Raw genomic sequence first — 22781 nt, 5'->3', positions numbered from 1 at the left:
TTCCATGCACCAGCCTGCTCTTAGTGCCCATCTTCACCAAGTTTATGGCCGGGAATTTGATGGGGGATCGCCAAGGGCCGCGGATTTCGCGGATAAGAAACCAGCGTTTAGGTTGCATCACGAATGCGAAACCAAATCACGAGCCAACTGCACCGCGTGGATCATGCTCGATACTTTCGCTTTGCCCTGCCAGGCGATGTCGAACGCGGTGCCGTGATCGACCGACGTTCTTACGATCGGCAAGCCCAGCGTCGTGTTCACGGCGACGTCGAACGCCAGGGCTTTCAGTGGGATGTGCCCTTGGTCGTGGTACATGCAAATCACGCAGTCGTACAGCGGACGGCGTTCGGCCAGGAAGGCCGTGTCAGGCGGGACGGGGCCGTCGATGTAAATTCCTTTCGCGCGTGCAGCTTCGACGGCAGGGACGATGATGCGTTCTTCTTCGCGATCGCCGAACAGGCCGTGCTCGCCGGCATGCGGATTGAGTCCGCATACCAATAGGCGTGGATCGCGCTTACGAATCTTCCGCATCGCGTCGACCGTCAAATCGATCACTTCGTCGATGCGCTGGATCGTCAGCAGCTGCGGCACATCGCGGTAACCGACGTGCGTGGTGACGAAGCTGCAGGTCAGTTCTTCGCTGGTCAGCATCATGCAGCCAGAGTCGCGGCCGCAGCGCTCGATGAGGATCTCGGTATGTCCCGGGTAGAAATGCTTGGCGGCGTGCAGGGCTTCTTTGTTGATCGGCCCGGTCGTGATGCCATCGGCCTTGCCGGCCAGGACAAAGTCGATCGCCTTGGTGAAGTACTGGTAGGACGCCTCGCCCCCTTCGGCGGTGACTTTGCCGGGCGTAAAGCTGGCCAAGTCGATGGTGCCGAAGTCGACGACGGTCGCCTCTTTCAGCGAGTGAAGGTCCATCGCTTCATGGAAGGGAACGACGTTGTTAGGCTCAGGGTAACCGCACACGTGGGCGACCTGACGCAAGATGGCGGCGTCGCCGAAGATGATCGGCACGGTGCCTGCGTATTGGTTGTGGTCGAGCAGAAATTGCAGGCAGACCTCCGGCCCTACCCCGCCGGGGTCCCCCATGGTGACGATGATTCGCGGATGCAACACGCCAAATACTTTCTTTTCCGTGGCAAGTATGAAGCACTTGTTCTATTGTACAACCTATCGCCTTTTCGCCGAGGGAGGCGAACCTGATGCCTGGTTGTGCGTGTCTGCCAGGCGGACCGAGCCACTTTCTTCTTGTGAAAATATTTACCATGCCGCGTACCCTGTACCAAGTCGATGCGTTCACATCCAAACCTTTTGCTGGGAACCCGGCAGCCGTCTGTTGGCTGGACGAGCCGGTCGATGCCGAGTGGATGCAACAGGTTGCGGCGGAAATGAACCTGGCCGAAACCGCTTTCGTTCATCCGGAAGGAGACTCGCTCCGGCTCCGGTGGTTCACGCCGGCCGTGGAAGTCGATCTGTGCGGGCACGCAACCCTGGCCACCGCACACACCTTGTGGCAACACCAAGGTTTTCCCCAGGATCAGACACTTCGCTTCGAGACTCACAGCGGCACGTTAACCGCGTCCCCTCTTGGGGACCGAATCGAACTCGACTTTCCGATCGCTGCCGCGGAAGAAACACCGCCGCTGGACGGCCTGCTGGAAAGCCTGGGGATCGGCGATTTCACGTTTTGTGGGAAGAACGCGTGGGATTGGCTGATCGAAGTTCCAACAGCGGACGACGTTCGCCGGCTCAATCCCAATCATGCGCTGCTGGCACCGGTGACTTCGCGCGGGGTGATGGTCACGGCCCGAAGTGATGCGCCGGAGTACGACTTCATTTCCCGGTTCTTCGCGCCGGCCGCTGGCATCCCGGAAGACCCGGTCACCGGATCGGCGCACTGCGTAGTTGGTGAGTATTGGAGCCGCAAGCTCGACAAGAAGATCCTCCAAGCGTATCAAGCATCGCCGCGCGGAGGAGAGGTAGAAGTTGAGGTTCGAAACAAACGTGCCCTCCTAAGAGGGCACGCCGTAGTTGTGGCTAAGATTGAACTGTTCGTCTAAAGATTCCCTTCTTCATAGACCTCCTGGCGTTCAAGGTGCGGTGTCGTGATCACGTTGGCGTGGGCATGTCATCCCGGGGTAGTAAGTGATGCCCGCGCCAACGTGGGCATGGCATCGTGGTTGTTGATTTAGTCTGGCTCGTTGAGCAAACCCACTTTGGCCAACAGCACGTGCAGGCCTTGGTCGATGGCCGAAGGTTCGCAGTCCTGACACGAGACTCGCCATTGGGTTTGCGTCAGGATCGGGTAACCGATCAGGCCTGCCAACAGCAGAATGCCCATCCCTTCCAGGACAATCGCTCGCACCAGGTGCATGCCTATTTGCGCGGAGCTTTGTTTGCCACTGCGTCGGGCGTGTCGTTTTCTGGTCACTGCGTCTCCTCCGTGTGCTATCGCTTGGGTGTTGCCAGGACCGAAGTTGCTCTCCGTCATGAACCTCGCCTGGGAACAGATACTGATACGGCGAGCCCCGCCAGGCAGTTCGCGAATTCTTCGATTTCCGTGAAGCAGCACTGATAGCACAGCATGGTTCGATCTAACCGTGGCAAATAGGGGCTGGTTGATGTTATCTTAGGAGCTTGCTGAACTTCTCATGAAAGTCCCTCGTCGCATGCCGCACCCAGACTTCCCCGACCAGCCACAACGCCCCAAACGCGAAAGCTTTGGGATGGAAATCGGCATCGCGCTGATGTCGATCGTCGTCGCTGGCATGTTGCTGCTAGTCGGCGGGCTAATCTTCAACTGGGCCGCCAAGCCGACGCCTCCGGCCGTGCATGATAACGACCAAGACCCAACGGTCAGCAAGTTTCGACGCGTCGGTTTTGAAATTGGCCGAGACAACGAGAACCGCATTCAGGTCATCACCACACCCAATCCACTGCTGGTCACCAACATAGACCTGGCCCTGATCACAGGGCTGCCCGACTTGATCGTGCTCGACCTGCGTGGCACGCAGATCAGTGACGAGGCCCTCACACATTTGACCGACCTGCCGAGCATCGAGCAGCTGTACCTGGGAGGCTCGGTCATCACCGATACCGAGCCAACGCTGTTTCATGCCCGCTTCACTGACGCGGCGGTCGATCCGGTAGTGCAGTTGACCTCGCTGAAAATACTGAGCCTGGCCAAGACCGATATCGGCGACGAGGCGGTCAAGAAGCTACCGGCGCTGACCAACCTGGAGGTGCTCTTTCTATTAGGGACGAACGTCACCGACGAAAGCGTCGACGCGCTGTCACAGATGAAGTCGCTTCAAGAGTTGTACCTGCAAGAGACGGCCGTCACGCCGGAAGGACTGAAGCGACTTCGCGAGGCCCTGCCCGAGACCGAGATCTTACCCCTGGACGAAAGCGACGCCGGTGAGGATTCTTAAGCCCTGAAAGGGACGGCAGACAATAGCCTAGGTTATAAGTCCAATGTCATTTCTTCTAAAGGGCGACGCTCGCGCATCTTGTCCCCTCTCCCCCGAAGACGGTGGAGAGGGGACAGGAGAGGGACCTACCCCCTGACCTGCTTTGCCCCGATGCGGTACGATGGGTTTCGAATGGCTCATGACCCTGCGACCGAGGAAAGATCGATGCAATACAGCAAAGAGAAGCTGATTGAAATTGTTCGTGACAAAGGCCTGAAATTTGGCGACTTCACGCTCGCCTCGGGCAAGAAGGCTTCTTACTATCTCGATTGCCGCAAGGTGACCCTTTCCAGCGAAGGTGCTCTGCAGGTTGGCCTGGGCATCTTGGACATGCTGGGGGACGACCTGCCGGATGCGGTCGGAGGGATGGCCATTGGGGCCGATCCGATCTCGGCTTCGGTCATCACCATGGCGGCCGTGCAAGGCAAGTCGCTCGCCGGGTTCATCGTTCGCAAGGAAGCCAAGGCCCACGGAACCGGACAAGACGTCGAAGGCCCGATCGTTTCCGGCAACACGTGCGTGATCGTGGAAGACGTCGTCACTACCGGCGGCAGCTCGCTCAAGGCAATCGAAAAGGTCGAAGCGGCCGGGCTGAAAGTGCTGGGCGTAATTGCGATTGTCGACCGCATGGAAGGTGGCAAACAGGCGTTTGCCGAAGCAGGCTACGAATTGCGTACCCTGCTGACGATCGAAGACTTCGGAATCACTCCACCGCAATAAAGATATCGACGCGATTGGGGCTGGCTTCGTCATAGATCTCGAAGTCAGCCTCGAACGACCGCGAGTAGGTCATATCTTCTTCGAAGAAGCGCCAGATCTCTTTCCACGTTTTAAGAACGATCTGCGGCATCTCTCCTTCGCCAACAAAGTGCAGGTAATTCCCTTTGTGAATCCGCACCTTGTCGAGCTGATCCGGCACCTCGGCTTCCGGCGACACCTCTCTCCCCAGCAGCATCGTGAATTCGCCGGACTGGTCCGACTCGTAATCGGCGTACACGGCAATGCGCTGCTTCGGATTGACCGGATTCGCGATTAATGAATCGATGTTGTCGGTCTCATACTTTTCGTAAAGCTTGGGAATCCGCCAGGCATCAGGATTCATTTCCTTGCGGTTGGTGGTGCGAACCGAGATGCCGGCCACGTGTATCGCTTGCTTGAGTGGCTCTAGTTGAGGTGCCACGATTGCCTCCTGAGAAGTTTGCTGAAGCACGGTGGTCTCGAGACCAAGCCAGGCAATGCCGGTCGAGATCCATATGGGAATTGTAACAAATCCAACCACGGTCGACGCCATCACCACGCGAAGTGCCGTGCGGGGATCTCCTCCGTAGTGCTTGGTCAGCACAATCGGGAAAACGGCCGCCGGCATCGCGGCTTGAATTGCCGCCACTTGCTTCAGTTCCAACGAAATCGGCAGCCAAAGTGCCGCTAACAGAAATAAAATGGGCAATAGAAGCAGCCGCAGCAAAACGGTCGAGACATATGTCGGCCAGGGGCTCGAGTTGTCTCCCTGCACGTCCGCGTGAAAGATTTGATCGTAGAACGTCGCCCCGATCAGGAGCATCATCATCGGAATGGCGGCGCTGGCCAGGATGCTTGTGATTTGTGTCACGAACTCCGGCACCAGGCTGGCCCAGCCCATCTCATTGATCAACAGCGAGAGGATGATCGTCAGGCTGGGCGGGTTCAAGACGTTCTTCCACCAACCCTTGGTCAGCCCGCCACTGGCCAGGCTCACGCCGATCGTCCAGATCCCCAGTTCCACGCCGACGTTATGCAGAAACAGCACCCCCAGGGCCCGCTCGCCGAAGATTTCCTGAATCAGCGGAATGGGAATGAATCCGTAGTTGAAGATCCCGATGCAGATGGCAAACGTATGCACTTTGTCCGAGTGATCGAAGCCGAGCCGGGCTCCACCCACGCGTGCCCACGAGTACGCTACGAAGCAGCCCAGAGCGACCGTGACAAAACCCCAGATCGGCGGCAGATAGACGTTAGCGGCCTCGTCAAAGGCCGGATTGCCGACTACCTTCACAAAGATAAAGCACGGCATCAGCACGCGAATGCCGAGCTTCAACAAGCCGGCGTCGACCTCGCGCGAGATCCATTGCAGATAACGAGCCGTCCCGCCGATCCCCATCACGGTGAAAACGGCGGCCGTTATGCTTAGAATCGTAATGACTTGCGTAAGATTCATCGTCCTAACTTAATCGTTAGCCCGCGAAGCAACAATTAGGCCACCCAAAACTTCACTCCCGAGCAGTTCTTTGATGCGGCAGACCACATCCGACCGAGAAAACCTGGGCATCATCATCGTCGACCACGGCTCCCGCCGGGCCGAAAGCAACGACCTGTTACTGGAAGTGGTCGAGCTGTTCCGCCAGACAGCCGGATACAAGATCGTCGAACCAGCCCACATGGAACTGGTCGAGCCCAGCATCGCCCAGGCGTTTCAAAAATGCGTCGGCCAGGGAGCTACCCGGATCGTCGTGCACCCCTATTTTCTTTCACCAGGAAGACACTGGCACGAAGACATTCCCCGCCTGGCCCAAGAGGCAGCCGCCAACCATCCAGGCATTACGCACCTGGTAACCGCCCCACTAGGGCTACACCCGCTGATGGCGAAGGTGATGCAAGAACGCATCGAAACCTGTTTGGCGCATTGCGAAGAGGGGGCGCCGATTTGTGAGGTGTGTACCGAAGAGAGTAGTTGTCAATTGCGTGGTCAATAGCCGAAGACGCTCAAAAGGCGTTACGTCCGAAGCCCTGAAAGGGCGGCATATAATAGCCAGGGGTGCAAACCCCTGGTAGTTGGTACCTGATAAAGCGAAAGCCCCAACGGGGCGACAGAATTGTTCCTGGCAGGTTTTCTGTCGCCCCGTTGGGGCTTTCATTGGTTCTTGGAATCGTTACGGCAAGGGAATTAAAACTATTAAAGAAAGAGCTATCGTATCGGATTAAGGCGAGAGTAATGTTGGCCCTGAGAAATTTACCCTTGGCATGTGGTATTCTCCAGCGTCCATATTTCGCATGAAAACGTCGACAGGCTTCCCTGTTTTTGCGGTATGGTTTAGCCGAAAACCCGTTGGCGCCCACTCGTATTCTCGAATGAAAGCCGTGACACGAGTTGGGTGTTCATTGCTCAAAGCAATATAGACGACTCCTGGTGTCTTGACTTGAAAATGTATTGGCTTTGTACCTTCGCCTTGAACCTGTGCAAATTGCTTGAAGGGAAAGTCGTCTGGTATATCTACCCATTTATAGGATCGATCCGAAAACGCTCTTACTCCATTCTTAAGGTTCTGAAGTGAGGAAGCACCCGACTTAACAACTATTTCGGCATTGGCATATGTTGGATGATTCGAAGGTAATGCTTTGATCTTTTTGATTTCGTCTTGAAGATAACGAGCATCATCAAGTAGCCCTTCCCTCACATACCTCCGAACTACTTGATCATAGGCATTTTCGAGTTGCGTTAGCGCTCGTTCAAAGGTAGTCACGTAACCATCTGCCGGAACAACAGTCGGAAGAATACCTTTGCCTTTAAATGCTTCAATCTCTTTAACAACCGACTCAACCAACTCTAGTTCACCACGCCGTTGAGCAAACTCCAGTTTCGTTTCGAGACGCTCTAGCAGATGCTTCTTTGCAGAATCGATGTTTTCTTCGAACACCTCCTTTGCCGCTATGATCTCCGGATCAGGAACCTTATCACTATCAGCGGCGAAGATATACACAGGACATGTGTTCAACCACAGTAAAAGAAAAAATGTGCTGTGAAGATGCTTAACGTCCATTACCAACCCCAGCTAATTGGATATTTCGCGAGCGTTTATTTCTGCCAATATTGTAAAGTGGTGGCTTTGCAAATTCCAACTAAGTCCCGGTCTATTCTCTATCGCCCCGTTGGGGCTCACTCGTTTCTTGATCGACTTCCCCAGGGCTTACGCCCTGGGCTATTATATGCCGCCCCTTCGGGGCTTCAGAGATTATCGCGGCTTAGCACTACTCCTCCACCAACACCGTATCCTCATGCTCGTACCCGGGAGCACAACAACACAGCAGTCGCAGTGTATCGCTGCCCGTGTTGGTGATCTGATGGACCTGGCCTGGTGGGATGGCAATCGCATCCCCTACGCGGACTTCGCGCAGTTCTTCGCCGATCTGCATACGCCCTTGGCCGTGGGTGATGTAGTAGATTTCTTCCGTCTTGGGGTGGTAGTGGGCGGTGGTGCTAGCGCCTGGGGGGAGGCGGGCCTCGGCCAGGCTTTGGGCCCGGATGCACGAATTGCGGTGGGCCAGCAGTTCGCGGATTTCGGAGCCGTCTTTGGTGGTGAACGGCTCGGCGTCGTTCAGATTGACGATATCCATCGGTTTTTTGCCTCCTAACGGGGTGTTCTGGCACAGCGGCTTGGGCTGTGAGAGAATCTTATTGACACATTTGGGCGTTTCTTGATACTTGGGCGAAAAATACACCCAAGCCTAGCGCTTTAACGGACATCACGAAGGAAACCAATCATGCCCCGAAATAAGACGTTTAACGACGCATGCAACGCCATCGGCGATACCCCGATGATACATATCAATCGGTTGATCCCCCAGGGTGGGGCCGAGGTTTACGGCAAGTGTGAATGGTTCAACCCGCTCAATAGCGTCAAAGACCGAATCGGGTACGCCATGATTGCCGATGGCGAGAAGCGCGGCATCGTGACTAAAGACACGCACATCATCGAGCCGACTTCCGGCAACACAGGCATCGCCCTGGCTTTCGTTTGTGCCGCCAAAGGTTACAAGTTGACGCTGACCATGCCGGAATCGATGTCGCTCGAGCGCCGTGCCCTGCTACGTGCGATGGGTGCGAACCTGGTTCTGACGCCTGCGGCCGACGGTATGAAAGGGGCCATCAACACGGCGACCGAAATGGCCGAGAAGGAACCCAACGGCTGGATGCCTGGCCAGTTCGAGAACCCAGCCAACCCGGCCATTCACGAAGCGACCACCGGCCCTGAAATTTGGGCCGACATGGAAGGCAACGTCGACGTGTTGATCTCCGGCGTCGGTACCGGCGGTACGATCACCGGCGTCTCGCGTTTCATCAAGAGCAAGAACCCGAACTTCATTTCGATCGCCGTCGAACCGAAGAACAGCCCCGTGATCAGCGGCGGTCAGCCTGGTAAGCATCGCATCCAAGGGATCGGTGCGGGCTTCATTCCGAAGAACCTGGATACGTCGATCGTCGATGAAACGATTCAAGTCGACGACGAAGACGCTTTCGAGTATGGCCGACTGCTGGCCAAGGAAGAAGGCCTGGTCGCGGGGATCAGCAGCGGCGCCGCCATCTGGGCTGCCAAGCAGGTTGCCGCTCGCCCCGAAATGAAGGGCAAACGAATCGCGGTCATCCTGTGCAGCCTGGGCGAACGATATCTATCAACGCCACTGTTTGGTGGCCTGGACGGTTAAGTCCCGAAGCCCCAAAGGGGCGAAATAAAATAGCCCAGGCGTAAACCCTGGGTTAGACGAGCAAGAAACAAGTGAGCCCCAACGGGACGACATAAACTCAATGTTGAGAGATTATGTCGCCCCGTTGGGGCTCTTTCTCTTTTGAGACGAGTACCAGGGCTTACACGCCCTTGATTACTAGATGCCGCCCCTTTTTCGGGGCTAAGGAGTCATTACTGGTACAACGTCTGAAGCAATTCCGCCTGCCGCTTCAGTTCTTCCAGCTTGGCCTGGGCGTTGGCCATTTCGTCGGTGCTGGTTTCGACCTTCTGCTTGTGCTCGCGGAGTTGAGCGTAGACGGCCGACTTTTCTTCCATGACCTTATCGAGTTCGGCCTGCAGCTTGGCGATCTGGGCCAGCTTTTCTTCCATCTGCTTTTCCATCTCGGCCTGCTTGGCGGCGGCTTCGGCAACCTGCTGTTCCTGGGTCTTGATGCCGGTCATCATGGCTTGCTGTTCGGCTTGCAGCTTGGCGGGGTAAGCGGCGAAGTCGGCTTTTTCCTTCTTGAGTGCTTCCAACTCGACCTTGGCGGCAGCGGCTTTCTCGGCGGCAGCCTTGGCAGCGGCGGCCTGATCGTTCATCGCCTTCTCGACGTTCAGCTTGCCTTCTTCCAGCTTCTTAAGCTGCTCGGCCTGCTTCTTCATCTCGGCGTCGTACTGCTTGATCAGGTTTTGCTGTGTGCCGGTCTCCTTGTTGGCTTCGTCTTTGGCCTTCTTGGCCGCTTCGATCGTGGACTTCGCGGATGCCAGCTGGGTATCGGCGGTCTGCTTGTTCTGTTTCGCCGTGGCGATGGCCTTTTCCGCATTGGCTTTCTCGGCGTTGGCCTTGTTCGTCTCTTCCTGAAGCTGCTTCACCTGAGCTTCGGCGGCGGCGATTTGCTCGGCATCCTTTTTGAGTTCGCCGTCTTTGCCTGCGATGGCGTCGGTCGACTTCTTTGCTTCGGCAGCCAGCTTGTCGACTTCGGCCTGGGCGGCTGACTTTTCACCATTGAGCGAATCGATTTCCTTTTGCTTCGATTCCTTCTGATCGTCGGCGACCGATTCCTTTTGCTTGGTCGCTTCGGCGATCTTGGCATCAAGGTCGGCGACCTTCTTCTTGGCGGCTTCGATCGCTTGCTGCTGAGCGGCTAGCTGTTTCTTCAAGTCGTCCAACTGCTTTTGATGTTCCGCTTGAGCATTCTTGGCGGCATTCAGGACCGAAGTCTTCTCTTGGATCTGCTTGCCGTAGTTGGCCAGCTTGGCGTTGACTTGATTGAGCGACTGCTCGGCCTTGGCGATTTCGCCGGCCCACTTCTTCGAGTCGGCGTCCTTCGCGTTGGCTTCTTGCTCTTGCTGCTTTTGCTTGGCTTCCGAGTCGGCGATGGCCTTCTTCAGCTCTTCGATCTTCTTCGCGGCCGCATCCATGGCGGCCTTGGCGTCATTGCTGGCCTTCTTGCTGTTCTCGATCGCGGCAAGATGATTGTCGAAGGCCTGCTTGGCTGCGGCTGCGGCGGCACTTGTATCAGCAGCGGCCTTGTCGAAGGCACCAATTTCGGTCTGCAGCGAAGCGATCATCTCGTCGTAGGTCGGGGTGACGGCTTTCAGCTTGCCGAGTTCCTGCATCCCTTCGATTTTGTAGACGCGGATCTCACCGGTCCAGTCACCAACAACGATCTTGATACCGTCGTGATTGAAACAAGCACGCAGGGCCAGGTCGGCGAAGCCTGGGGTCTTGGCGAGTTCTTTTCCGTCACCAGCCCAAACCTTGGCGACCTTGTCGCGGCCAGCGGTGACCATGCGTCCGTCGTGGGTGTAGCTGACCCACTCGGCACCGCCACCATGGGCGCCGAACGACTTGATGTTCTTGCCGTCGATCATGGCCCACAGCTTGACGTCGTTATCGCTGCTGGCGGAAGCCAACACGTTCGAGTCCGGCTGCCAAGACACGGCGTTGATGCCTTCTTTGTGTCCTTGCAGGTTCATGTATTCGCGAGCCGTTTCGGCTTCCCAAACGAACAGTCCGTTCGAGCGATCAGCCGAGGCAAGCAAGACCCCGTCAGGGCTGTAAGCAATCGAGGTGACCCAGTCGGTGTGCTTCTTGATTTCGTAAAGTAGCGAACCGTCGGCTGTCGAGTAGATGCGAACCAGTCGCTGAGGCCCCCCCAGGGCAACTCGCGAAAGATCGGGCGATACATCGGCAGCCAGCACGGCGTCGTATTCGTCACCGACCGTCACCAGCGGCTTGCCGGTGCGAACATTGAAGAGAGTCACGCTGCCGGCGTAACCACCACGGCCACCACCAGCCATCAGCACTTCGCCATTACGGCTAAAGCGGAGGATGTACGGAATGCCTTGCGGGTAAGGAATCACGCCCAGCAATTTCAGCGTATCGGTATTGTACAATGCGATCTGCTTTTGACCGGCAATCGCGACCAGAGGTGCCCAAGGGCTGTGCGCCATCGCCGTAATGGCACCGCTGCTGTGGAGCTCCATGACCGGAGCCTTCCACAGACCTTCCGGCATCGCGGCAGGACCTTCTGGCTTGCCGGTGGTCACCGGGCCTTCCATCGCCAGGCCGCTCTTTTTCTTGGCTTTAACTTTCGAGCCGCTGTTTTCCAGTGCGCCCAGTTCGATCCACTTCGCGATGATGTCTCGCTTTTCCTGGGCAATCGGATCTTGCCCCGGCGGCATCTCTGGCGTTTCGTCACCGTTGATCAATGCAAACAGACGCGAACTGCCGACGTCTTGTGGGATGACCACCTCACCACTGGCACCACCTTCGAGCGTGGCTCCAAAGCTTTCCAGGTTCAGCCCCCCCTTGGCATCCCCCTGGTTATGACAGGTAAAGCAATGCTCCCGCAGAATCGGACGAACGTGATCTTCGTAGGTGATCTTTTCGACCATGTCGCCAGCTGGCTTGGCATCTTCAGCTGCGGCCAGCGTGGTCAATCCGAACAAAACCAGAAGTGGGAAGGTATAACGCATCGCTCAATACTCTGTGCGAAAAAAGGCGGGCAAACGAAGGCGGGGGTCAAGCGTGCCGACGGACGGACCGTGGCACGCTAAAGCAAGTCTAGCTCACGAAATTTAGTGGTTAAACATGAACTCGCGGGAGTTGAGGACCGCCCAGAAGACGTCTTCGAGCCCCCGTTGGCGGTTCTCTTCTTCTTTGAGAACAGCCGTGAGTTTCTCTCGTTCTTCCGCCGTTGGCTTGCGGGCCAGGCAGCGGATGTAAATCTTGTCGATGATCTGATCGTTGGTCAGCTCTTCCTTGACCCAGTCTTCGACCAGCTTGCCGCGTGCGATTTTGTCTTGCGTGGCCGAGCCGTTCAGCATGTGCAACGCCTGGGACAAGGTCGGTGAGGTGGCAGCTTCACACGAGCAAACCGTTTCACGTTCGCTGCGACCAAAGGTCGTGAGGAAGTAGTTGGAAGTCTTACCGTCAGCGATCTGCACGGCACGCGAACCGAGTGGCAGGCCGCGGAACTTTTCGTCGTGGTTGGTGGCCTGACTGATGCAGTCCAAGAGTTGCTCGGCCGGGATACGGCGTACCTGGGCGTAAGCGAAGTTTTTGGTATCGGACTTGTTGCTGTCATTGGGAACAGTCGTTCGCTGATAGGCCTTGGAGGCACAGATGTCACGAACGAGCTTCTTGAAATCGTAGTTGTACTCGACCAGCTTGTTACCCAGCGTCGTGTACAGTTCGGGGTTCGAGGCTGGGTTGCTCACGCGGACGTCATCGACTGGATCGACGATACCAACGCCAAAGAAGCTGGCCCAAATCCGATTAGCGACGCTGCTCGCGAAGTAAGGGTTCTCGGGAGCGGTCAACCACTCGGCCAGCACTTCACGACGATCGCGTCCCTTCATGTCTGGTTCGACGCCGCCAAGGAACTTCGGTTCCATGACCTTATTGCCGACTAGGTGACGCACGTCGCCGCCACCGCGGTTGTAGATGATACGCTCGCGGTAGTCCTCGGTGTTCTTACGACCGATCTGAGCGAAGAACGCGGCGAAGCCGTAGTAGTCATCCATCGTCCAACGATCGAATGGATGGTTGTGACACTGGGCACATTGAGTTCGCAGCCCCATGAAAACCTGAGCCACGTTCTCGGCCGTCTTGAGGGTATCGGTCTCGATTTCGTAGTAGTTGGTCGGCGGATTGCTGAACGTACCGCCCGATGCGGAGAGCAGATCGCGAACCATCTGATCCAGTGGAACGTCGTTGGAGATCTGTTCGGTCAGCCAGCTGTAGTACAGGAAGGCCGACTTATCGCTCACGCGGTTGGTGCTCTTGATCATCAACAGCTCGGCCCAACGCATGGCCCAGATTTCCGAGAACTCTTTACGCTCAAGCAGGCGATCGACCAGCTTGGCTCGCTTGTCGGCCGAAGTGTCGGCCATGAATACGTTGTATTCCTCCTCGGTCGGCAGAAGGCCGGTGATATCGACCGTCGCACGACGGAGGAACTCTTCATCCGTGCAGATTTCACTCGGTGTGATTCGCAGCTTGTGCAGTTTGGAACCCACCAACTCGTCGATGTAATTACCGACGACCTGAGGCTTTTCGTACTTCAAATCCTTCGGCAAGACGATCACCTGGCTACCGACGGTGTGGGTGTCGAAGCGAGCCATGACGAACGCTTCGCCGCGTTTCGAGGCGGTGCACAAACCGTTCTTATCGATCGGAGCCGAGTTGTCATTATTGGACATGAAGACAGCCAGATTGGTCACGTCACGCGTGGTGCCGTCCGCGTAGAAGGCCTTGACGATGAACGACTGCTGGGCCCCTTCCCCTTCGAGGACGGCCTTGGGCGGGTAGATCTCGATCTTGTCGCACCGGGGCACTTCCCCTTCATCTGGCTTGGCACCGGTTTCCAGCCAACGCAGAAGGGTGGCGTAGTAATCGGAGTCTTTCTCGAAGAGCTTACCACCGGTATGAGGAACGCTACCGATCGCCTTTTCCAGCAGCAAGCTAGACTGGGGATCGGCGAGGTTGACGCGACGGGTGGCTTGTTCGCGCGTAGTGCGGAAGTAGTCGCCATCCGGATCGAAACCAAATAGCGACAAACGGAAACCGTCCTTACCGCGAGCAGCACCGTGGCAACTACCGGTGTTACAACCGGCTCGCATGAAGACCGGCATCACGTCGAGGTGGAAACTGACGGGACGTTCTTCGGTTGCCTGGGCGACCTTTACCGGAATTTCGACCTTGTGACCGGCATATTCGATCTTTAAAGTCGTTTCGCCATCGGCAACCGGCAGGACCAAGTTACCTTCCCGTTTGACGCTCCCTTCCGAGGCCAGCGAGGCGGTTGCCTGGGCGGTGACATCGAGCGTGACGTCGTCATCGCGAGTCGCGACCACGACATACCGCTGAGCATCTCGGCTAGTCAGCAATTCAATCGAACTGGGATAGACGTTGATTTCGCGAATGGCGGTCTCGGCCTGAGCAGTCGTTGCTGCCAGACAAATCACGAGTCCGCTGAGCATCCAATGAGCGACTGCGTTACGAGTCACGGCTGGCTCTCCTTCGGCTTTCGCCGTTTATCCTGGGAAGGGTATAGGAATCTTGTTCTGGGGGGAATCGAAAGCAGGCGTTTACTCGCCCATTTCCTTAGCCAGTCGCAGTTGTTCCAGGCGACTGAGCGGACGTTCCGGTTTCGGCTTAGGAGCCTCTTCCTTCTTCGGTTCGTCCTTGGGTTTGGCGGTGGCCACTTTGGGTGGCAGCGGCTTGTCGACCCGCAGTTCGATGTTGCCGTTGGTCTGAACAATTGGCTCGTCGTTTTCGGTCACCGTGATGCGGGCCACGATCGACTTGTGTTTGCCATCTTTCGCGTCTTGGGCAACTTTGACGGTGAAGACCGCTTTTTCAGCGTCTTTGTTCACTTTGACCGGTTCGGTGGTCACGCCAGAAGGCATTCCCAGCAGTTCGACGGTAGCCTCGCCAGGGAATTCTCGTTTGGCGGTCAAACCAACAACGATCTGAGCCTCTTGCCCTTGCTCGCAGGCAGCTTGATTGAAGGCGAAGTCAACGATGCGATCAGCAACTTCCAAGTCGGCGAAGGGAGAAGAGACTTCCGACAGGCCGGAGGTTCCCAAAACGCAAATCTTGTGAACACCGATGGCCGCACCGCCGTTGGCCGTGACGGGAATCTCAGCTTCGGTCTGCCCCTTTTCGATTTTGATCGAACGCGAGGCGCCAATGCCCGGTGGATCGTCGAGCAGACGCAGGCGGATTTCATCTTCAAACCCTTCGGCACGCGTCGCTTTCACTTTCAGCTTCATCGAGCCATCGCGGACGACCGGCACCTTCGGTTGAACGATCTCGAGCTTGTAAGGGACTTTCTCGACGACGGCGACCGACATGCGGTCGGTATCGTGACCCCACACGTCACGGTTGTTTTGACCGCGAACGAGCATCGTACGCTGTAGCACGTGTCCTTCAACCTTGATATCCTGGTTGGTCGGCCTGGCCACGACATCCACCAACTTGCCGTTGAGTTGGGCATCGGGCTTGGCTCGCATGAGGACTGGCAACTTGTTGGTATTTTCCGCCATGGGGAAGGTGATCACTTCGATTCCTTCCGGCAGATCATGGAAATCAAACTTCAGTTCGCCGCCGAAGTTCTCGCGGCGAGCGGTCAACAAGACAGCCATGTAGTTGTCTTGCGGAACACTCATCGTGCGGGCTTTATATCGCTCGACTTCCGGAATGTCGATGACCAGGCTCGGCGTACGCTGGGTGACTTCCACGCGGTAGATGTTCAGCGGACTGCCAGAGCCAAGGTGGTCACGCACACGGACCACCAAGTCGGTATCTTCTTCCGCTTTGACGCGAACGTAGCTATCGATATTTCCGCCGGTGTCGTCGTTGCCACCCAGACGCTTGCCGTTGGACTGTTGATAGACATCGACGACGGGATCCAGGTAGGAACGCAAATCTTCGCGAGCATAGACGCGAACGTCATACTCTTGCCCCTTCTTGGCCGGGAATGCAAAGTGGTCGTAGTCCCCCTTCTGTTCGATCACACCACTGGCAACGCCCGGCCCTTGCATGGGCGTGGCTGCCTTCAGGTCGTTGTTCGGTTCCTTCTCGACTACGCCAGGCAGACTCGAAACGAACAAACGGTTCGGGGAAGGAGCGATACCGTACTGATCTTCTGGATAGTACAGAAACTCGCCTTCCTTCTCTGGCAAACGTACCTTGGCGGTCTGCGTGCCGGAAGGGTCGCCTAACCAAGTGACTTCGATCTCTTCGCCTGGCTTGCCGCCGGTTGGGTAGATACCTTTGGGACGTGGGAAGCTGCCGACGCTCAGGCGATAGGCACAATTGCCGTTGCCGCCGTAGCTGCTTTCGCGGACCTGAATGATGTACTTGCCATCTTCCGGAGCCAAAAGCGAGCAGAGGCAGTCTTGGAATAAGAGAGGTTCATCGTCGCTCTTAGCGAGTTCAAAACGTTGCTGGTTGAGGATCGCGACGTACGGATCGAAGAAGGTCAGGCCCAATCGCAGGCCAGTCAATTCGGCCGTGATCCGCTGACCTTTCTTGGCCTCGATGACGAAGTAGTCGACATCTTCGTTCTGGATGATTCCGTTGACTGTGGTTCCCATTTCGACGGGCTGCGGTTCTTTAAAATCGCTATTGGGTTCTTTCTCTTCGATTTCTGGCAGGGCGCCGACGTAGAAGAGAACCACATCGCTCAGCCCAGTCGCCGTCCGCAGCCGCATCGCATGCTGGCCAAGACGGCAGTCAGGAGTGACGTTCAGGGTGACTTTTACCTTCTTGTCGTCTTCTGCCTCGATCGATTTGGTTGAGACGCCTGGCTCGAAGTAAAGAATCTCCTGAGTGTCTTTCAGGCGATCTCCTTGCAACGTCACGGTGATCTCTTGACCGCGTTGGAAACCAGGAGGGCTGATCCGCGAGAAAGCTGGCTTGGCAGCCAGGATATCAGCTGAGATCAGCGTCGTGATGACCGTAGCCAATAAAAGAACTTGGAGGCGTTTCATGACGGTACCGCGTCCAGATGAAGGGTTCAAATCGTGTGGGGGAGAAAACGAGAGCCGGAAGCTGGCAGGAAACCGAACTCACGATTTTAGGCGGGGATGATAGGTTCGGCCTGGGCAAACTTGCCCAGGCCGAACGGTTTTATTCTAACCTGAACCTCACGAAGGCGAAGTGTTTTCTGCCGTCGCGAAGCCAGTTTCTACTAAGTTAGGCCAGCAGGTCTTTGATGACCTTGCCACCGTCAACGATTTCAATCGGACGATCGCCAGGTGCCATCAATTCCTTGTCAGCCACGATACCCAACTGGTGGTACATGGTGGTGGCAAGATCTTCGGGACCGACTGGGTCGAGTTCTGGCTCGCTCGAAGTGGCGTTCGAGGCACCATGGATGTAGCCTTTCTTCAGACCACCGCCGGCTAATGCCACGCTGAAGACTTTCGGCCAGTGATCGCGCCCAGCGTCCTTGTTGATCTTCGGCGTACGTCCGAATTCGGAGGAAACCATCACCAGCGTGTCGTCCAGGATGCCTTGGCGATCGAGGTCGCGAATCAGTGCCGAAAAGGCTTGATCGAAGTCAGGCACCTGACGCTTGATGCTGTCGGTAATGCGTTGATGCATGTCCCAACCGCCATAAGTCAGCGTGACCATGCGAACGCCGGACTGAACCAGACGTCGAGCCATCAGCATACGCTGGCCGGCCTGATTGCGACCATACTCATCGCGAATCTTGGCATCTTCGGCATCAATGTTAAATGCTTCACGAGCTTCCGGCGACGAAACCAAGCTGTAAGCTCGTTCGTAGAAGGTATCCATTGCCGCAACTTGATCCGACTCGTTCTTCTGAGCGAAGTAGTTGTTGACGGCATCCAGAGCCGAGCGACGACGATAGAAACGAGCATCATCCACGCCGCCTGGCAGGCTCAGGTCACGAACCTTGAAACCACCGCTGGCTGGATCGGAACCCAGCGAGAATGGTGCAAAGGAAGAACTTAGATAGCCCGTGCCTGCAAATTCGTTAGGCACGTTTGGCACGCAAACGTAAGGAGGCAGATTCTTGCGCGGACCGTACTCGTGACTCACTACGGCACCGAAGCTGGGAAACTTAAGCGCCGGGCTGGGACGGTATCCGGTGAACATGTTGTGCGTGCCACGTTCGTGAGCGGCTTCACCATGGCTCATCGAACGAATGATGCACAGTTTGTCGGCCACTTGAGCGGTTTTAGGCAGTGCTTCGCTGAAGTACTCGCCGGTATTGGTTTTGACCGTCTTCATTTCGCCGCGATATTCGATCGGCGAATATGGCTTCGGATCCCACAGTTCCTGTTGGGCGGCACCACCCGGCAGGTAAATGTGAATGACGCTCTTGGCCTTGGCTTCGATGAAATCATACTGCTTGATTTCTGCCTGGGCTTCTTGCAGCCGGAACATGTCGGACATGCTCAGCCCCAGACCTGCCGCGGCACCGACGGTAAGAAAATTACGTCGACTCAGCGGGTTCCCCTTGCACTTCTTCATGACCATCTCCAACAGTTTTGGGTGTGTTCAGCTTCTTGGGAATGACTTGGATTGATGAAAGGTTTCACCAATTTCAAGCGAAACGGAAGGAACGGCGCCAAACCCCTAATATGTGAAGCGCAAGGGTGTTGGACGCGAGCGTAACATTGAACGATCGCCGCTAAACTCGGCCATCTTCAAAAAAGGTAGGCAAATATGGGTAGGTAATGGAAGGAAATGTGCCACTTCGGATAGAAGCAGCCTTATCCATTAAATGGCCAATATAACGATCCTCATCTCTGTTGTCAAAAGAATTATATTGGATTTGACCTATTTAACTCCCTTGGCAACTTCTTAGCTAAACCCTTACACAAAAGGAACTTACGCCGATGTGATGTCACGAGCCATCAGAAGAATTTGGCAAAAAGGCGAAACTAGCCCCGATTTGCCAAGCGTGCCACCCATTCGAACTGGCTTAGTTGGTGCTTTCGCAACTACGAAGCAGGCGCGAGGCAGTAGAGATGCGTCGATGTTCTCCAATACAGCTTTCCGCCCGCGAACACAGGGCTGGCGAATCCATTTCCCTCGAGATGAAACTGGGCAACCGAGTTAAAATCGGGAGTCGCATCAAAGACGTGCATTGTCCCGTCCTCGTCGGGAACGAGCATGTAATTGCCGTATAAGGTCAACGAGGCACTGAAGTTACCGCCGATACGCTTCCGCGCGAGACGCTCGCCAGTCACCGCGTCGTAGCACAGCCCGATTCCGTCGTCGTTGACCGCGAAGATCTTACCATCGTGTACCAAAGGGGACGGGACATAAATCCGCTCCCTGGCTTCCCATTCAATCGTTTCTCTGACTTTCTCCCCATCTCTATCGACTCGGACGGCAATCGATCCGTTTTGAGGATAGCCGCCGGTCGAAATCACCAGGTCCCCGGCAACCACTGGGGTATTGGCAGTCGTCTTCGCAGGACCGCTGACCGACCACAGAAGTTCGCCATTGTTGGGGTCGTAGGCTGACGTCTTCCCAGTCCCGCCAATGAGAATCTGTTGCCTGCCGGCAACTTCGGCCAGAATAGGCGAGCCGTAACTTGGTTCAGACGAACGTCCTACCCGCCAGACGATGTCTCCGGTGTCTCGTCGCAATGCGGCTAAGAACCCAGGCCCATCCGAGTCCGCCAAGACTATCACGTACGACTCGAAAATGATCGGCGAACTTCCATAGCCATGCTGGCTGCGGAATGGTCCGGCTTCCTTCTGCCAGACGATTTGTCCTTTCAGATCGATCGCCGTGACATATAAAGAGTCCTTCACCACGAACGCCGTAAAGATGTACTTTCCGTCGGTGGCTGGTGTCGCGGAGGCCTGAGAGTTCTTTTGATGGGTCCGCATAAAGCCGCCCTGATGGACCGTGGTAGTCCAGTTCGGCTTGCCCATGATGGTCTCATAGCAGACTAGCGACTTGGTTTCCTGCTTGGCATCGGCCGTCGTGATGAAGACCTTGTCCCCCACGACAATGGGCGAAGAATGCCCCAGTCCCTGGATTTTAGCACTCCAGACGACGTTGGGTTGGCTGGTCCACTGGAAATCGGCGATCTCTTGATGGGCGATCCCATCCCGATCTTGGCCGCGCCACCAGGGCCAGCTACTGGGCGGCAGCGATACCGGATCGGCAGCTTGAGCGGCTTCGCCTTGCGGGGCATGGATCTCGGCAACCGGCTCTTGCCGACAACCAAGCAGCAACGCACCTACCGCAAGCGATAGGGACACAAATCGGCGATATCCTGCGAGCATCATGCGTCTCCGTTGGGGAGTCATTCCGGCAACAGCTTCTTTGCATATTGCCGAATCGAAATAAATTCCCTGAATTCTCGTCATGGCAAGGTCTGCCTAATTGCTTAGAATAACATTTTACGCGAATCCGCTAACAAAATGTTCTCACGGAGTTAGATAAAAACATCATGGTTGGGCGATTCTCCCTCTTCGTGGTAGCCACAATGATAGGTGGCTTCTTAACCCTCCCCCTGGCGGCTGAGGATTACGCAGGGCAAGCCGATCTCGACAAAGCAGTCGACTTGAAACTCGACGCCGAAGGGATGGACGATCTGGCCAAGGTCGCCGAACTTTGTGAATCGGCCTTAGACAAGGGGCTGCACGAAGAAGACCAGGTCTTCGCCAAGCAACTGCTCACCTCGGTACGCTACCAACGGGCCGAAGCCATGGGCAAAGGGATCTTCGAAGAAGCCCAGCAGCGCAAAGACTGGAAAGAACTACGCGACAAAGCGGTCGCCGAGGTCAACAAGGGTCTGAAGTACGACGACTCGGTCGGCATGCTCCATTTCCTGAAGGCACGTCTCTTGCTTCTACCTGAAGGAGATCGCGATCAAGCGAAAAAGAGCATCAACAAGGCGATCGAACTGCTGCAAGGAACCGGCGAGCCCCTCTCGAAAGCGCTGGTCGTCTCCCTTGTATTCGCTGAAGGCCCCGATGCTCAGATTGACGTGCTGACCAAGGCCATCGAAGCTCATCCGAACAATGCCGACGCGTATCGACTCCGTGGGCTGATGTATCTGGAACAGGAAAAGTTTCAAGAAGCCTTGGCCGACCTGAAGGTCGTTACCGAACAGTTGGCCCCCGGCGACCTGACTTCGCTGCAAGCATATGCTCGTGCGTTTGCCCGATTGGGTGAGTTCGACGAAGCGATCAAGGCGGTCGATCAAATCATTCAAGCCAATCCCAACTCGCCGATTGGTTACTTGCTGCGAGCCCAATTCAAGACGATGGCCGGCAATCTGAACGCGGCGATTGAAGACCTGGATCAGGTACTGGTTCTCGCCCCGCGATCGGTGCCGGCTCTGTTGATGCGGGCCAGTTTGTACGTGGAACGGGAAGACTACAAGTCGGCCCTGCAAGACGTCGAGCGGGCCTTGGCTGCCGACACCGGCAACATGCAGGCATTGCTCATGCGAGCCACGCTATACGCCCAGGAAGGGAAGTTCGCCGAAGCGATTCGCGACCTCGAAGCGCTCCAGATTCGCAACAGCGACAACGCCACGATCGCCTTGCAGCTGGCAACCCTCTATCAAGCCGACAAGCGTCCTCGCAAGGCCGTGGAAGTCTACGATCAGGTCCTTAAGATCGAGCCTGATAACGTTCTCGCGCTGCGTGGCAAAGGAGATGCCCTGCTCTCTTACGGCAAACATGCCGAGGCAGTCGAAACTTACATGGCCGCGCTCAAGATTCAAGATGATGAAGAAGGGGGTATCCTGAACAACCTGGCGTGGGTCTTGGCCACGTCCCCCAAAGAGGACGTTCGTGATGGCGAGAAAGCGCTCAAGTACGCCGTAAAGGCCTGCGAGGCGACCGACTACTCGCAAGCTCACATCTTGTCGACCTTAGCCGCGGCTCACGCCGAAAAGGGTGACTTCGAGGAAGCTCGCAAGTGGTCGAAGAAGGCCGTCGAAGTCGCCGGTGGCGACGAAGCTGCCGCCGAGATTCGCGAGCACCTCAAGAACGAGTTGGATTGTTACGATGGCAACGAAGCCTGGCGAGAAATTCAAAACACCAAGGAAGGTGGCAAAACCGATACCATCGCCGGTCCGGCTTCCAAGGTGGCCGAACAGTTGAAAGACGCCGACCAAGAAAAGCCCGGCAAAAAGGGGAAGAAGGATGATAAGCCAGAGATGATGGAACCAGTCCCCGACATGGACCCCGTCTCCTGAGCCAACTCTTTTTTGTTTGCTTCGCCTCGAGTATTCGGAAGAATGAACGCAGAGGCCACACCCAAACGAAACGCTCGCCCTGGCCTCTTTGACGGTGCCAGGGCTTTTTTCATGAAGGGACTCCACACCATGGATATCCAAACGCCCGATCAATTGACGCAAAAGAAGTGCAAGCCGTGCGAAGGGGGGGTCGACCCGTGCAGCGTGAACGAAGCCAACGATCAGTTGGCCAAACTCGACGGTTGGTACCTGACGCACGAAGGCCAGCGGATCCGCAAAGACTGGACGGTCAAGAATTTCATGGCCGGCATGGACTTTTTCAATAAGGTCGCCGAAGTTGCCGAAGAAGATGGTCATCACCCCGACCTGCACATCGCCGGGTATCGCAACGTTTCGATTGAACTATGGACCCATGCGATCGGCGGACTCAGCGAGAACGACTTTATCCTGGCGGCCAAGATCGATGCCTTGCCGATTGACTTGAAGTCATAGGCGACATGCGGATACCAACGTGTCCGTATGAAGTCCTGGTTAATCATTGTGCGGGTGGAATTTGCGTTTCGCGGCGAGTGTCCTAAACTTTGGGCAGTTACTGCGCACGCGTCTTACCC

At 56.3% G+C, this 22781-nt stretch carries 17 protein-coding genes; 7 read left to right on the top strand and 10 right to left on the bottom strand.

Annotated features, from left to right (window positions below; translation table 11 throughout):
• Positions 1-117: 117 nt before the first annotated feature.
• Entirely contained in the window at positions 118-1116 is a 999-nt protein-coding gene (pdxA, locus tag Pan97_RS01280; RefSeq protein WP_241676350.1) for a 4-hydroxythreonine-4-phosphate dehydrogenase PdxA, read from the bottom strand.
• Between the two features lie 149 nt (positions 1117-1265).
• Between pdxA and Pan97_RS01275 the strand changes: the two genes are divergently transcribed.
• The gene (locus Pan97_RS01275) at positions 1266-2060 is read left to right on the top strand and encodes a PhzF family phenazine biosynthesis protein (RefSeq protein ID WP_144970008.1); all 795 of its coding nucleotides are present in this window, start codon (positions 1266-1268) and stop codon (positions 2058-2060) included.
• A 128-nt stretch (positions 2061-2188) separates the two neighbouring features.
• On the opposite strand, the gene Pan97_RS01270 is transcribed toward Pan97_RS01275, so the two are convergent.
• On the bottom strand, positions 2189-2431 hold the full coding sequence (locus Pan97_RS01270; RefSeq protein ID WP_144970006.1) for a hypothetical protein: 243 nt from the start codon (positions 2429-2431) through the stop codon (positions 2189-2191).
• Between the two features lie 220 nt (positions 2432-2651).
• Here Pan97_RS01270 and Pan97_RS01265 point away from each other — a divergent pair, with 220 nt between their 5' ends.
• Both Pan97_RS01265 and pyrE read left to right on the top strand, forming a co-directional pair.
• Complete coding sequence (locus tag Pan97_RS01265; RefSeq protein WP_144970004.1) at positions 2652-3431, top strand: leucine-rich repeat domain-containing protein; 780 nt, start codon at positions 2652-2654, stop codon at positions 3429-3431.
• Positions 3432-3635: 204 nt separating this feature from the next.
• Positions 3636-4190: an orotate phosphoribosyltransferase gene (pyrE, locus tag Pan97_RS01260; protein WP_144970002.1), complete on the top strand. Its 555-nt coding sequence runs from the start codon at positions 3636-3638 to the stop codon at positions 4188-4190.
• Here the strand turns inward: pyrE and Pan97_RS01255 are convergent.
• On the bottom strand, positions 4174-5664 hold the full coding sequence (locus Pan97_RS01255) for an AEC family transporter (protein WP_144970000.1): 1491 nt from the start codon (positions 5662-5664) through the stop codon (positions 4174-4176). The genes pyrE and Pan97_RS01255 overlap by 17 nt on opposite strands.
• Positions 5665-5737: 73 nt before the next feature.
• Here Pan97_RS01255 and Pan97_RS01250 point away from each other — a divergent pair, with 73 nt between their 5' ends.
• Positions 5738-6199 carry a CbiX/SirB N-terminal domain-containing protein gene (locus tag Pan97_RS01250; protein ID WP_144969998.1) on the top strand — a complete coding sequence of 154 codons (462 nt, stop codon included), beginning with the start codon at positions 5738-5740 and terminating at the stop codon, positions 6197-6199.
• Positions 6200-6424: 225 nt separating this feature from the next.
• On the opposite strand, the gene Pan97_RS01245 is transcribed toward Pan97_RS01250, so the two are convergent.
• Positions 6425-7264, bottom strand: coding sequence for a hypothetical protein (locus Pan97_RS01245; RefSeq protein ID WP_144969996.1), 840 nt, complete (start codon positions 7262-7264; stop codon positions 6425-6427).
• A gap of 208 nt (positions 7265-7472) precedes the next feature.
• Positions 7473-7838: a cupin domain-containing protein gene (locus tag Pan97_RS01240; protein ID WP_144969994.1), complete on the bottom strand. Its 366-nt coding sequence runs from the start codon at positions 7836-7838 to the stop codon at positions 7473-7475.
• Positions 7839-7985: 147 nt separating this feature from the next.
• Here Pan97_RS01240 and cysK point away from each other — a divergent pair, with 147 nt between their 5' ends.
• Complete coding sequence (gene cysK, locus Pan97_RS01235; protein ID WP_144969992.1) at positions 7986-8927, top strand: cysteine synthase A; 942 nt, start codon at positions 7986-7988, stop codon at positions 8925-8927.
• 212 nt (positions 8928-9139) lie between these two features.
• On the opposite strand, the gene Pan97_RS01230 is transcribed toward cysK, so the two are convergent.
• The 5 genes from Pan97_RS01230 to Pan97_RS01210 all read right to left on the bottom strand — a co-directional run bounded on the left by Pan97_RS01230 (position 9140) and on the right by Pan97_RS01210 (position 20245).
• The gene (locus tag Pan97_RS01230) at positions 9140-11929 is read right to left on the bottom strand and encodes a c-type cytochrome domain-containing protein (protein ID WP_144969989.1); all 2790 of its coding nucleotides are present in this window, start codon (positions 11927-11929) and stop codon (positions 9140-9142) included.
• Between the two features lie 102 nt (positions 11930-12031).
• On the bottom strand, positions 12032-14437 hold the full coding sequence (locus Pan97_RS01225; protein ID WP_144978045.1) for a DUF1549 and DUF1553 domain-containing protein: 2406 nt from the start codon (positions 14435-14437) through the stop codon (positions 12032-12034).
• Positions 14438-14545: 108 nt separating this feature from the next.
• Positions 14546-16954 (bottom strand): PPC domain-containing protein, encoded by a 2409-nt coding sequence (locus Pan97_RS01220; protein WP_144969987.1) that lies wholly within the window; start codon positions 16952-16954, stop codon positions 14546-14548.
• A gap of 205 nt (positions 16955-17159) precedes the next feature.
• Entirely contained in the window at positions 17160-18467 is a 1308-nt protein-coding gene (locus tag Pan97_RS01215) for a DUF1501 domain-containing protein (RefSeq protein WP_144969985.1), read from the bottom strand.
• Between the two features lie 473 nt (positions 18468-18940).
• Complete coding sequence (locus Pan97_RS01210) at positions 18941-20245, bottom strand: outer membrane protein assembly factor BamB family protein (protein ID WP_165698552.1); 1305 nt, start codon at positions 20243-20245, stop codon at positions 18941-18943.
• Positions 20246-20445: 200 nt separating this feature from the next.
• Here Pan97_RS01210 and Pan97_RS01205 point away from each other — a divergent pair, with 200 nt between their 5' ends.
• Both Pan97_RS01205 and Pan97_RS01200 read left to right on the top strand, forming a co-directional pair.
• Entirely contained in the window at positions 20446-22170 is a 1725-nt protein-coding gene (locus Pan97_RS01205; RefSeq protein WP_165698551.1) for a tetratricopeptide repeat protein, read from the top strand.
• Between the two features lie 129 nt (positions 22171-22299).
• Positions 22300-22662 (top strand): 4a-hydroxytetrahydrobiopterin dehydratase, encoded by a 363-nt coding sequence (locus Pan97_RS01200; protein WP_144969979.1) that lies wholly within the window; start codon positions 22300-22302, stop codon positions 22660-22662.
• Positions 22663-22781: the final 119 nt, after the last annotated feature.

Source organism: Bremerella volcania (assembly GCF_007748115.1).
Lineage (GTDB): Bacteria > Planctomycetota > Planctomycetia > Pirellulales > Pirellulaceae > Bremerella > Bremerella volcania.
This window is presented reverse-complemented; position numbering and strand designations above follow the sequence as displayed.